At 71.4% G+C, this 12,096-nt stretch carries 9 protein-coding genes; 4 read left to right on the top strand and 5 right to left on the bottom strand.

The window, feature by feature from the left end; genetic code table 11:
* Nucleotides 1–13 precede the first annotated feature (13 nt).
* From cydB to ABZ833_RS27205, 4 genes are all read left to right on the top strand, one after another.
* Complete coding sequence (gene cydB, locus ABZ833_RS27190; protein ID WP_361051396.1) at nt 14–1,018, top strand: cytochrome d ubiquinol oxidase subunit II; 1,005 nt, start codon at nt 14–16, stop codon at nt 1,016–1,018.
* Between the two features lie 64 nt (nt 1,019–1,082).
* A complete protein-coding gene (gene cydD, locus ABZ833_RS27195; RefSeq protein ID WP_361051399.1) occupies nt 1,083–4,664 on the top strand; it encodes a thiol reductant ABC exporter subunit CydD in 3,582 nt (1,193 codons plus the stop codon).
* Between the two features lie 88 nt (nt 4,665–4,752).
* Nucleotides 4,753–6,489: a GAF domain-containing protein gene (locus ABZ833_RS27200; protein ID WP_361051402.1), complete on the top strand. Its 1,737-nt coding sequence runs from the start codon at nt 4,753–4,755 to the stop codon at nt 6,487–6,489.
* 165 nt (nt 6,490–6,654) lie between these two features.
* Nucleotides 6,655–7,695 carry a M23 family metallopeptidase gene (locus tag ABZ833_RS27205; protein WP_361051405.1) on the top strand — a complete coding sequence of 347 codons (1,041 nt, stop codon included), beginning with the start codon at nt 6,655–6,657 and terminating at the stop codon, nt 7,693–7,695.
* 62 nt (nt 7,696–7,757) lie between these two features.
* Here the strand turns inward: ABZ833_RS27205 and ABZ833_RS27210 are convergent, their stop codons facing one another.
* The 5 genes from ABZ833_RS27210 to ABZ833_RS27230 all read right to left on the bottom strand — a co-directional run bounded on the left by ABZ833_RS27210 (nt 7,758) and on the right by ABZ833_RS27230 (nt 12,074).
* A complete protein-coding gene (locus ABZ833_RS27210) occupies nt 7,758–8,645 on the bottom strand; it encodes a Cof-type HAD-IIB family hydrolase (protein ID WP_361051408.1) in 888 nt (295 codons plus the stop codon).
* A gap of 61 nt (nt 8,646–8,706) precedes the next feature.
* The gene (locus ABZ833_RS27215; RefSeq protein WP_361051410.1) at nt 8,707–9,630 is read right to left on the bottom strand and encodes an LLM class flavin-dependent oxidoreductase; all 924 of its coding nucleotides are present in this window, start codon (nt 9,628–9,630) and stop codon (nt 8,707–8,709) included.
* A gap of 53 nt (nt 9,631–9,683) precedes the next feature.
* The gene (locus ABZ833_RS27220) at nt 9,684–10,133 is read right to left on the bottom strand and encodes a hypothetical protein (RefSeq protein ID WP_361051413.1); all 450 of its coding nucleotides are present in this window, start codon (nt 10,131–10,133) and stop codon (nt 9,684–9,686) included.
* A 63-nt stretch (nt 10,134–10,196) separates the two neighbouring features.
* A complete protein-coding gene (locus tag ABZ833_RS27225; RefSeq protein ID WP_361051416.1) occupies nt 10,197–10,823 on the bottom strand; it encodes an RNA 2'-phosphotransferase in 627 nt (208 codons plus the stop codon).
* A gap of 150 nt (nt 10,824–10,973) precedes the next feature.
* Nucleotides 10,974–12,074, bottom strand: coding sequence for a MerR family transcriptional regulator (locus ABZ833_RS27230; RefSeq protein WP_361051419.1), 1,101 nt, complete (start codon nt 12,072–12,074; stop codon nt 10,974–10,976).
* Between the last annotated feature and the right edge of the window lie 22 nt (nt 12,075–12,096).

Below are 12,096 nucleotides of genomic sequence, written 5' to 3' on the forward strand. Positions count from 1 at the left end.
GGAGTTGATCGATATGGAACTTCACGACGTCTGGTTCGTGCTGATCGCCGTCCTGTGGATCGGCTACTTCTTCCTGGAGGGCTTCGACTTCGGGATCGGCATCCTCACCAAGCTGCTCGCCCGTGACCGGGTCGAGAAGCGGGTCCTCATCAACACCATCGGTCCCGTCTGGGACGGCAACGAGGTGTGGCTGCTCACGGCGGGCGGTGCGACCTTCGCCGCCTTCCCCGAGTGGTACGCGACGCTCTTCTCCGGCTTCTATCTGCCGCTTCTGATCATCCTGCTCTGCCTGATCGTGCGGGGTGTCGCCTTCGAGTACCGGGCGAAGCGGCCCGAGGAGAAGTGGCAGCGCAACTGGGAGCAGGCCATCTTCTGGACCTCGCTGATCCCGGCGGTGATGTGGGGCGTGGCCTTCGCCAACATCGTGCGCGGCGTGAAGATCGACGCCCACAAGGAGTTCGTGGGCGACTTCTGGGACCTGCTCAACCCGTACGCGATCCTGGGCGGCCTGGTCACCCTGACGCTGTTCACCTTCCACGGCGCGGTGTTCGCCTCGCTCAAGACGGTGGGGGACATCCGGGTGCGGGCGCGGAAGCTGGCGCTCGGGCTCGGCCTGGTGACCGCTGTCCTGGCGCTCGGGTTCCTGATCTGGACGCAGGCGGACAACGGCGACGGCAAGAGCCTGGTCGCGATGATCGTGGCCGTGGTCGCGCTGGTCGGTGCCATCGGGGCGATCAAGATGGGGCGCGAGGGCTGGTCGTTCGCGCTCTCGGGCATCACGATCGCGGCCGCTGTCGCGATGCTCTTCCTGACGCTCTTCCCGAACGTCATGCCGTCGTCGCTGAACGAGGAGTGGAACCTCACGGTCACCAACGCCTCGTCGAGTCCCTACACCCTGAAGATCATGACCTGGTGCGCGGGCATCGCGACGCCGATCGTGCTGCTCTACCAGTCGTGGACCTACTGGGTGTTCCGCAAGCGGATCGGGACGCAGCACATCGCGGATTCAGCGCACTGAGTTCGTCCGTTCCTGTTGGTAGGTCCCCGAGTCTTCTTCCGGTCCCTCGGAGGGTGTGTTTCACGTGAAACCGATCGACCCGCGTCTGCTCCGGTACGCCCGTGCCACTCGCTTCTTCCTGATCGCGGTGGTGGTTCTCGGCGTCGCCGGGGCGGGCCTCGTCGTGGCCCAGGCGATGCTCATCGCCGAGATCGTGGTCGGGGCCTTCCAGAAGGGGCTCGCCCTCGGTGACCTGGGGACGCCGTTCGTCCTGCTCGCGGTGGTCGCGGCGGGGCGTGCTCTCGTCGCCTGGCTGACCGAGCTCGCCGCACACCGGGCGAGCGCGGCGGTGAAGTCGGAGCTGCGGGGGCGGCTGCTCGACCGTGCGGGGCAGTTGGGTCCGGGCTGGCTGAGCGGCCAGCGGACGGGGTCGCTGGTCTCGCTGGCCACGCGGGGCGTGGACGCGCTCGACGACTACTTCTCGCGCTATCTGCCGCAGTTGGGGCTCGCGGTCGTGGTGCCGGTGGCGGTGCTCGCGAGGATCGTCACCGAGGACTGGGTGTCGGCGGCGATCATCGTCGTGACGCTGCCGCTGATCCCGGTCTTCATGATCCTGATCGGCATGGCGACCCAGAACCGGATGGACCGTCAGTGGCGGCTGCTCTCCCGTCTGTCGGGGCACTTCCTGGACGTGGTGGCGGGCCTGCCGACCCTGAAGGTGTTCGGGCGCGCCAAGGCGCAGGCCGAGTCGATCCGGCAGATCACGGGCGAGTACCGGCAGGCGACGATGCGTACGCTGCGCATCGCCTTCCTGTCGTCGTTCGCGCTCGAACTCCTCGCGACGCTGTCCGTGGCGCTGGTCGCGGTGACGATCGGGATGCGGCTCGTCCATGGCGACATGGATCTGTACGTGGGTCTGGTGATCCTGATCCTCGCGCCCGAGGCCTATCTGCCGCTGCGTCAGGTCGGTGCGCAGTACCACGCGGCGGCGGAGGGGCTCTCCGCCGCCGAGGAGATCTTCGAGGTCCTTCAGACTCCGGTGCGGGCCGCCGGGGAGGCGGCCGCGCCTTCGGGGACGTTGAGCGTGGAGGGCGTGACGGTCCGGTATCCGGGGCGGGCGTCGGACGCGGTCTCCGGGGTGTCGTTCGCGGTGGAGTCCGGCGAGACCGTGGCCCTTGTCGGGCCCAGCGGGGTGGGCAAGTCGACGCTCCTGGACGTGATCCTCGGGTTCGTCGAGCCTGCCGAGGGGCGGGTGTGCGTCGGGGGCGTCGACCTGGCCGAGGTCGCGCCGGAGCGGTGGCGTGAGCGGATCGCCTGGGTACCGCAGCGGCCGCACCTGTACGCGGGCTCCATCGCGGAGAACGTACGGCTCGCGCGGCCGGACGCGGACGACGCCTCCGTGCGGGACGCGTTGCGGGCGGCGGGCGCCTGGGAGTTCGTCTCCGCGCTGCCGGGCGGTGTGGAGACGCTGCTCGGCGAGGACGGGGCCGGGCTCTCCGCCGGGCAGCGGCAGCGGCTCGCGCTGGCTCGGGCGTTTCTGGCCGACCGGCCCGTGGTGCTCCTCGACGAGCCGACCGCGGCTCTGGACGGGGAGACCGAGGCGGGGGTCGTCGAGGCGGTCCGGCGGCTGGCCGTGGGGCGGACCGTGCTGCTGGTCGTGCACCGGCCCGCGTTGTTGGGGGTTGCGGATCGGGTGGTGCGGCTGGATGGCGTGGGCGCCGGGGAGCGGGGGCTTGGCCCGTCGGTTCCGGCGTCCGGCGAGCTTGCGCGCAACGGGAGCGTCCCGGCTCCTTCCGGGGCGGCGGGCGAGCCCCTCGGGGCGGCGGACGAGCCCTCCGGGGCGGCGGACGAGCCCTTCGGCGACGCCGTGGTGGCGGGTGCTCCGGTGGACGGGTGGGAGAGGTCCCACCCGAAGGGCGGGGTCTTCGCCCGGCTGCGGGGAATGGCACAGCAGCGCAAGGGCAAGCTCGCGCTCGCTCTCCTGCTGGGGTCCCTTGCGATCGGCAGCTCCGTCGGGCTGATGGCCGTCTCCGGGTGGCTGATCAGCCGGGCGTCCGAGCAGCCCCCGGTGATGTACCTGATGATCGCCGTGACGGCGACCCGCGCCTTCGGGATGGGCCGCGCCGTCTTCCGCTACGCCGAGCGCCTCGTCTCGCACGAAGCCGTCCTGCGGATGCTGGCCGACACCCGCGTGGCCGTCTACCGGCGCCTGGAGCGCCTCGCCCCGGCCGGGCTCGGGAAGACCCGCCGCGGGGACCTGCTCTCCCGCCTGGTCGCCGACGTGGACGCCCTGCAGGACTACTGGCTGCGCTGGCTCCTGCCCGCGTCGGCCGCCGCCGCCGTGGGCGCCGGAGCCGTCGGCTTCACCGCCTGGCTGCTGCCCGAGGCGGGCGCGGTGCTCGCCGTCGGTCTGCTCCTCGCCGGAGTGGGCGTACCGCTGCTCTCCGGAGCCGTCGCCCGCCGGGCGGAGCGGAAGCTGGCCCCCGCGCGCGGGGTGCTCGCGACCCGCGTGGCCGATCTCCTCACCGGTACCGCCGAGTTGACGGTCGCCGGCGCACTGGACCGGCGTACGGCCAAGGCGAAGGAAGCCGACGCCGAGCTGACCCGGATCGCGTCCCGCACCGCCACGGCCACCGCGCTCGGCGACGGGCTCGGCGCGCTCGCCACCGGTCTCACCGTGGCCGCCGCCGCTCTCGTCGGTGTACCGGCGGTGCACGACGGGCGGCTCAGCGGCGTCGCGCTCGCCGTCGTCGTCCTGACCCCGCTCGCCGCCTTCGAGGCGGTCCTGGGTCTTCCGCTCGCCGTGCAGTACCGCCAGCGCGTCAGGAAGAGCGCCGAGCGCGTCTACGAGGTCCTCGACGCCCCGGAGCCGGTCCCCGAGCCCGCCGTCCCCGCAGAGCGCCCGCAGACGCCCTTCCCGCTCCGTGTCGAGGGGCTGCACGCCCGGTACGAGGGGCAGGACCGGGACGCGCTCGCCGGCGTCGGCCTGACGCTGGAGCGCGGACGGCGCATCGCGGTGGTCGGCCCCTCCGGGTCCGGCAAGACGACGCTCGCCCAGGTGCTGCTGCGCTTCCTGGGGACGAGCGAGGGAACGTACAGCCTGGGCGGCACGGACGCGGCCACGCTGGACGGCGACACCGTGCGCGAACTCGTCGGGCTCTGCGCGCAGGACGCGCACATCTTCGACAGCTCCGTACGCGAGAACCTGCTCATCGCGCGGAAGGGCGCGAGCGACGACGAACTGCGCGGCGCCCTCGCGCGGGCCCGGCTGAGGGAGTGGACGGACTCGCTCCCCGACGGGCTCGACACCCTGGTCGGCGAGCACGGGGCCCGTCTCTCCGGCGGCCAGCGGCAGCGCATCGCGCTGGCCCGCGCGCTGCTCGCCGACTTCCCCGTCCTCGTCCTCGACGAGCCGGCCGAACACCTCGACCTGCCGACCGCCGACGCCCTCACCGACGATCTCCTCGCAGCCACCGCGGGGCGTACGACCCTGCTCATCACGCACCGGCTCGCCGGGCTCGACGCGGTGGACGAAGTGATCGTCCTGGACGCGGGTCGCGTGGTGCAGCGCGGTGCGTACGCGGATCTCGTGCTGGTGGAGGGGCCGCTGCGGCGCATGCTGGAACGGGAGCGGGCCGCGGACCTTCTGGTGACGGCCGCCGGGTAGCGGCCGCCGGGTAGGCGTGCGGGGTCGGGGCCTGCCGGGTACCGGCCCCGACTTTCCTCGCCAAATAGGACTAACTACTCTCAAAGGCATGTCAGCCCCCTCGGCCTCCGCCGCCTCTCCGCAACCCGACGGCACATCGGACCCGATCGAGGCGGCGAAGCAGGCGACCCGCGGCCTCCAGGGGCTCTCCCCCGAGCTGACCGCGCGCGTGCCACAGCTGCTCGAAGCGATGCGCTCCGTCGGCGCCGGGCTCGAACTGCACACCACCCTGGACCGCATCTGCGAGACGGCGGCCGAGCTCGCGGACGCCCACTACGCGGCGATCGGCGTCGTCTCCGAGGACGGCAAGGGCCTCTCCGACTTCGTCTACTTCGGCATCGACGAGAAGACCGCCGACCGGATCGGGCGCCTGCCCGACGGACACAAGGGGCTGCTCGGCGCGCTCATCCACCAGCCGGAGACCCTGCGCCTCGCGGACCTGTCCACCGACCCGCGCTCGTGCGGCTTCCCCGCCCATCACCCGCCGATGCGGACCTTCCTCGGCGTCCCCATCCGTGTCCAGGGCGAGATCTTCGGCAACCTCTATCTGACCGAGAAGCGGGGCGGCGCCGACTTCAACGAGTACGACGTGCACATGGTCCGCGTGCTCGCGACGGAGGCGGGCATCGCCATCGGCAACGCACGCCTCTATGAAGCCGCCATGCAGCGCGAACGCTGGATCGACGGCTCCGTGGCGGTCACCACGGCCCTGCTCTCGGGCAGCGACGCGGAGGAGGCGCTCGCCGTCGTCGCCGAACAGGCCCGCCATCTCGCCGACTCGGCCGCCGGGATCGTGCTCCTGCCCGACGACGAGGGCGGCATGGAGATCGTCGCCGTCTCCTCGGACGAACCCTCCGGGATGCTCGGCGTGGTCATCCCCCCGGAGTCCCGGATCATCACCGATCTGCTCGCCGGGGACTCCGTGTTCCTCGACGACGCGGCCACGGATCCGCGCGTCATGACCGACCTCGCCCGCGACTACGGCCCCGTCATGATGCTGCCGCTCCAGAGCGACGGCCGCGTCATGGGGACGCTCGTCACGCCACGCGCGCGTGGCGCACGGCAGTTCAGCGAGACCGAGCGGACCCTCGCCACCCAGTTCGCCTCGCAGGCCGCGCTCGCGCTGATGATGGCCGAGGCACAGCGCGACCGGGAACGGCTCGCGGTGTACGAGGACCGCGACCGGATCGCGCGGGACCTGCACGACCTCGTCATCCAGCGCCTGTTCGCCACCGGGATGATGCTGGAGAGCGCCCAGCGCAGGTCCGTCGTGCCCGAGGTGCAGACGGGTGAGGGCAAGGCCGTCGACGAACTGGACGTGACGATCCAGGAGATCCGTACGGCGATCTTCGCCTTGCAGCAGGGTCCGGCCGAGGCTCCCTCCGGGCTGCGTACGCGTGTCCTGCGCGAGATCAACATGGCCGCGGTGCCGCTCGGCTTCAAGCCCTCGCACCACTTCGTGGGGCCCGTCGACACGGTGGTGGGCGAACTCACCGGCAAGAACCTCATCGCGGCGCTGCGGGAGGCGCTGTCCAACGCCTTCCGGCACGCGGGCGCCGACCGCATCGACGTCGTCGTCGACGGGACGGCGACCCTCCCCGACGGGCAGCAGGGCGTTCGCCTGACGGTGTCGGACGACGGGGTGGGCATCGCGCAGGGCGGCCGGCGCAGCGGCCTGAAGAACCTCAAGAGGCGGGCGGAGTCGCTGGGCGGGGACAGTTGGTACGGGGGCGGCATCGGGGAGGACGGCGGCGGCACGACGGTGGTGTGGCAGGCGCCGTACTAGCCACCGGCCGTCAGTCGCTCGACGGGCAGGGGCGAGCGGGGACGAGCAGGGGCGAGGCGGGGCCCCTGTTCAGCCGTACGGCAGTGGTCCGTTCGGGGCACCGGGTGCCCCGGGTGTACGAGTCGAGCAGGACCCCGCGACGGGGGCAGGGCAACGATCCCTGACATGCGCTTGAGTCACCGCGGTGCCCACCATCCGCTCTTCACCGTGTCGGTGCTGCTGTGCGCGCTTCTGTGCCCCACGCCCGCCGGCGCCTCCGAAGGACCGGGGACGAGCGCCGAGGTGGCGCGCCTCTACGAAGAGGCCTCCGCGGCGACCGTGCGCTACGAAGCGGGGCGGCGTGCCGCCAAGGTGCAGCACAAGAAGGTCCGGAAACTGGACCGGCTCCTCACGAAGGAGCGGCACGCGGTCGATGTGCTGCACGCAGACCTCGGCCGGATGGCCAGCGCCCAGTACCGCAGCGGCGGTGACCTCCCCCAGACCGCCCAACTCCTGCTCGCCGACAGCCCCGAGGAGCTGATGCGCGGTCAGCGGCTGCTGTGGCAAGCGGATCTCGCCGTCACGAACGCCGTCACCAAGACCCAGCGGGCTGCCGCCAGGCTCGCGGACGCCAAGCGGACTGCGGACCGGGCCAGACGCACCCTGGACCGGCGCAACGCGAGCCTCGCGAAGCTGAAGCGCGGGATCGAGAGCAAGCTGGAGTCGGCACAGTGGACGCTGCAGGGCGAGGCCGACCGGTCGGTCGCCGCCGGGCAGTGCAGGGGAGCCGTACGCCTCGATCAGCCGGAATCGCCCTCCACGCGCGCGTGGGTTCCGCCCGTGGAGACGTACGAACTGTCGGCGGGCTTCGACAGTGCGGGTGCGCGCTGGTCGCATCGGCACACCGGGCAGGACTTCGCGGTCGGCATCGGGGCGCCGGTCCGGGCGGTCGGCGAGGGCCGGGTGGAGTCCGTGTCGTGCGGGGGAGGCTTCGGCATCGAGGTCGTGGTGTCGCACGAGGGCGGCTACTACACGCAGTACGCGCACCTGGCCGCCGTCACCGTCGACCAGGGGGAACGGGTGAGCCCCGGCCAGTGGCTCGGGCAGGCGGGCACGACCGGCAACTCGACGGGTCCGCATCTGCACTTCGAGGTGCGGCTGACGCCGGATCTGGGGTCCGGGGTGGATCCGGTGAAGTGGCTGGACGAGCGGGGAGTGCAGCTCTGACCGCCACGGCTCCACCCCGGCTCCGTCCCGGCTCCCGTCCCGGTTTCCACCCCGGCTGCCGTCTACTGCTCCTGCTGCTCGCTCAGGATCCGCTCGATGACGACCGCGACGCCGTCCTCGTTGTTGGCGACCGTGCGGCCCGAAGCGGCGGCGAGCACGTCCGGGTGCGCGTTGCCCATCGCGTACGACGTGTGCGCCCAGGTGAGCATCTCGATGTCGTTCGGCATGTCCCCGAAGGCGACGACCTCCGCGGGCGTGATGCCGCGCTCGGCGCAGCACAGCTCCAGGGTGCTGGCCTTGGAGACGCCAGGGCCGCTGATCTCGAGCAGGGCGCTCGGGCTCGAACGGGTGATCTCTACCTGGCCGCGCACGGCAGCGCGGGCCATGACGAGGAAGTCGTCGGGCGCGAGCTCGGGGTGGAAGGCGAGGACCTTCAGGATGGGCTGGGTCGCGTTGTCGGAGTCCTCGGCGAGGAGCTTCTCCGCGGGTGCGATGCTCTCGCCGGGCTCCAGGTGCAGGGGCGGGTACGTCGGTTCGTGGTGCAGTCCGCCGGTCCGCTCGACCGCGAAGGACGTGCCGGGGGCCGCCGCGCGCAGGAGCCGGACGACGTCGAGCGCGTCCTCGCGCCGCAGCTCGCGCACCTTCACGAAGCGGTGGCCGCCCGAGCCGTCGTGCAGGTCGACCACGGCGGCGCCGTTCCCGCAGATGGCGAGGCCGTGGCCGTGGACGTGCGAGCTGACGACGTCCATCCAGCGGGCCGGCCGGCCGGTGACGAAGAAGACCTCGATCCCGGCCCGCTCGGCGGCGGCGAGTGCGGCGACGGTGCGGTCGGACACGGACTTGTCGTCACGCAGCAGGGTGCCGTCCAGGTCCGTGGCGATCAGCCGGGCCTTGGGCCGGTGGGGGACGGAGGCGGCCGGGTTCTTGGGCCGTGGGGTAGCTGAGGTCACGCCACCGATTGTCCCGCATATACGTGCACGGGCGTGCGCTGGGGCGCACATCTGAGTGCCTTTACGCCCCTGCTGTGCTGCCTCCCAGCTGGACCAGGGCCTCCGTCGCGATCCGCTCGAAGACCTTCTCGTCGGCCGCGAAATCCGTCCCCGGCAGCGGCCAGTGCAGAACGATCTCGTTGAAGCCCAGCTCAGCGTGGTTGCCGGCGAAGTCCACGAACGCGTCGAAGGAGTCGAGGGGGCGGTCCGGGGTGAAGCCGGTGAGCAGGATCTTGTCGAGCTCGGCGACATCGCGGCCGATCGCGTCGCAGGCCGTGGCCAGTTTCTCGGCCTGGCCGCGGATGGCTTGAAGTGACTGCTCGGGGGTGCCGTTCTCGAAGAGCTTCGGGTCGCCCGTGGTCACCCACGCCTGCCCGTGGCGCGCGGCGAGCTTCAGTCCGCGCGGCCCGGTGGCGGCCACCGCGAAGGGCAGCCGGGGGCGCTGGACGCAGCCCGGGATGTTCCGCACCTCGGATGCCGAGTAGTAGTCGCCCTCGTAGGAGACGACGTCTTCGGTGAGAAGACGGTCGAGCAGGGGCAGGAACTCGCCGAAGTGGTCGGCGCGCTCGCGCGGGGTCCAGGGCTCCTCGCCCGACCTGAGCAGTGCGGTCGCGTCGAAGCCGTTGCCGCCCGCGCCGATGCCGAGGGTGATCCGGCCGTCGGAGACGTCGTCCAGCGTGATCAGGTCCTTGGCGAGGGTCACCGGGTGCCGGAAGTTCGGCGAGGTGACCAGGGTGCCCAGGCGCAGCCGGTCGGTGGCGGCCGCGGCGGCGGTCAGGGTCGGCACCGCGCCGAACCAGGGCCCGTCGCGGAAGGTCCGCCAGGAGAGGTGGTCGTAGGTGTACGCGGTGTGGAAGCCCAGCTCCTCGGCCCGCCGCCAACGCTCCTTGCCGCCCTCGTGCCAGCGGCGGACAGGCAGGATCACGGTGCTCAGACGCAAACTCATGTATCAGAGCGTATGCCCCGCGGGCCGGTCCGGCTTTCGGCGGAACCTGCTGCTCAGCCGCGGTACCTGCTGCTCAGCCAGGGGGTGAGGACGACCATCGGGATGTACTCCTTGTGCGTCCGGTCGCCCGGCAGCGGCACGATCAGGTGGTAGCCGGGAGGGAAGCGCCGCCCTTTCACATGGGCGAGACCGCCGAGAACCGATCGCAGGAACGCGGGCACGTGGTCGCGCGGGATGTCGGCGCATTCGACGCCCTCGACGGTGATCAGCGCGTCGTCGTCGGGGTAGAGCCGCACCGAGAGACGGGGCGAGCCGCCGAATTCCACGAAGGCCTCGTGGGGCAGTGATCCGTCGGGGTCGGTGGTCACGCCGATCCCCGCCGAGCTGCGGCGCGAGGTCTGGTCGGCGCCGATGTCGTGCGAGGTCTCCATCTCCCGCTCGTACTCCTGGGCGATCTCACGGAGTGCGGCGAGCGCGGCCTCGGTGCTGTGCAGATGCTCCATGCCCGTCGATCCTGCCTGATCCTGCCCGGTCAGTGCTTGCCCCCGGTCAGTGCTCGTCCCTGGTCAGTGCTTGTCCGGGAAGCGGAGATAGGCAGGAGGCACGGCGGCGGTGAGCCAGACTCCATTGGCGCTGACCTGGAACACATGTCCGTCGCGGTGCATCGCGCCCGCGTCGACGGAGAGCACGACGGGGCGCCCGCGGCGGGCGCCCACGCGGGTGGCGGTCTCGCGGTCGGGCGAGAGATGCACGGCATGGCGGTTCATGGGCCGCAGTCCTTCGGCGCGGATCGCGGAGATACTGCGGGCCACCGTGCCGTGGAAGAGATACGCGGGCGGGGTCGCCGGAGGCAGATTGAGGTCGACGTCGACGGAGTGGCCCTGACTGGCGCGGATCCGGTCGCCTTCCACGGCGAAGCGCTTTTTGTCGTTCACGGCCACCACGTGCTCCAGCTCGGCGCGGGTGAAGCGGAAACCGTGCGCCGCCGCGGCGGCGATGAGGGCGTCGATCTCCGTCCAGCCGCTCTCGTCGAGGGTGAGTCCGATTCTCCCGGGCTCGTGACGCAGATGCTTTGAAAGGTATTTCGACACCTTCACGGTGCGCCGCTCGGTGGCTGCTTCGTCGAAGGGGAAGTCGGAGGGCGCGTCCGAAGGTGCGTCCGAAGGCGCGTCCGAGGGGGGTTCTCTATTCATCCGTTCAGCCTCGCTCCGAACCGTTCTCCCCGCACTTGATTTTCGTCCACCGACTTTTCATCCACCACTTTTCGTCCACAGGTTTGATCCACAGCCAAGTCCAGTTATCCACAGGGGAATTGGCGATTCTGTGGACAACGACCAGGCAATTCAGGCCTTTTGGTCAACAGATCCACTATTGCTGTGACTTGCGGCCAATGAGTCCAATGTCCTGGCCTGTACTTCCCGTTCAGTAGCCGCGGAGATGAACGCGGCAGCGTTCTCCCGCCCAACAAGCCCCTCGACGGCCTGCATTGTCGAAGCGGGCAGGGCCACCGGAAGCGGCTCATTCGTGCGCTGGGCGGGCTGACCCGACGCGAGGTGGTGCTGGAGGTGGCGGGTGGCGAACAGGCGCATCGCGCGGGCCAGTTCGGCATCGACCGACTGCTGGGCGAGCGGCCTCAGGCGCCGCACCAGAGCGGCCGCCTCCGCGGCGTCAGCCTCGCTCGGCGGGTGATTCCCGAGATAGCGCGCGAAGACGTGCTCGGTCGTGAACTCAAGGAAACGGGCGGCTATGTGCTCGACCTGACCCCTCAACTCCCTGAGATGGCCGGAGATTGCGGACAACGGAACACCGGCAGCGTGCAACTCCACGGCAACTGCCAGCTCTTGAGGGCTCGGCACCAGGAATTCGTCGTCCCGGCCCGGCATGGGCTCGAGCACGCCGAGCGCGATCGCGTCGGCCACCGCCGCCTCGTCCGGATCGCCGCCGAACGCCGCGTCCAGCTCCGCCCGGGTCATCCGGTCGGCCTTCTCGTCCGTCCACGGGCCTTCGACCTCGGCGGCGAGCCCCAGGACGCCGCTGAGCCCCCGGCCCGCGTCCCAGGCCTCGAGCAGCTCCTTGATGGAGGCCAGGGTGTAGCCCCGGTCGAGCAGATCGGCGATCTGTCGCAACCGGGCCAGGTGCGCGTCGCCGTACACATTGGCCCGGCCGCGCCGCTCGGGCCGGGGGAGCAGGCCGCGGTCCTGGTAGGCGCGGATCGTACGGACCGTGGCGCCGCTGTGGTGCGCCAGGTCCTCGATGCGGTACTCCACCGGCCTGGGCTCGGTGCCGTGGCGCTCCGCGGGCCTGGGCTCGGTGCCAAGGTGCTCCGCGGGCCTGGGATCGGCCCCGTGGTGCTCCACCGGCCTGTGGTCCGTGCCGTGGTGTTCCACCGCCATCTGCCCCGCCATCTGCCCCGCTGCCTGTCCCGCGCCCGACTGATCGTCCACGCTCCCCGCCTCCGTAAACCCT

The organism is Streptomyces sp. NPDC047525 (assembly GCF_040643025.1).
Taxonomy (GTDB): Bacteria; Actinomycetota; Actinomycetes; order Streptomycetales; family Streptomycetaceae; genus Streptomyces; species Streptomyces durmitorensis.

What these genes read in the sequence shown, in the direction of transcription:
- cydB (WP_361051396.1), top strand. Translation starts at nt 14, where the DNA reads ATGGAACTTCACGACGTCTGGTTCGTGCTGATCGCCGTCCTGTGGATC.
- ABZ833_RS27200 (WP_361051402.1), top strand. Translation starts at nt 4,753, where the DNA reads ATGTCAGCCCCCTCGGCCTCCGCCGCCTCTCCGCAACCCGACGGCACA.
- ABZ833_RS27205 (WP_361051405.1), top strand. Translation starts at nt 6,655, where the DNA reads ATGCGCTTGAGTCACCGCGGTGCCCACCATCCGCTCTTCACCGTGTCG.
- ABZ833_RS27215 (WP_361051410.1), bottom strand. Translation starts at nt 9,630, where the DNA reads ATGAGTTTGCGTCTGAGCACCGTGATCCTGCCTGTCCGCCGCTGGCAC.
- ABZ833_RS27220 (WP_361051413.1), bottom strand. Translation starts at nt 10,133, where the DNA reads ATGGAGCATCTGCACAGCACCGAGGCCGCGCTCGCCGCACTCCGTGAG.
- ABZ833_RS27225 (WP_361051416.1), bottom strand. Translation starts at nt 10,823, where the DNA reads ATGAATAGAGAACCCCCCTCGGACGCGCCTTCGGACGCACCTTCGGAC.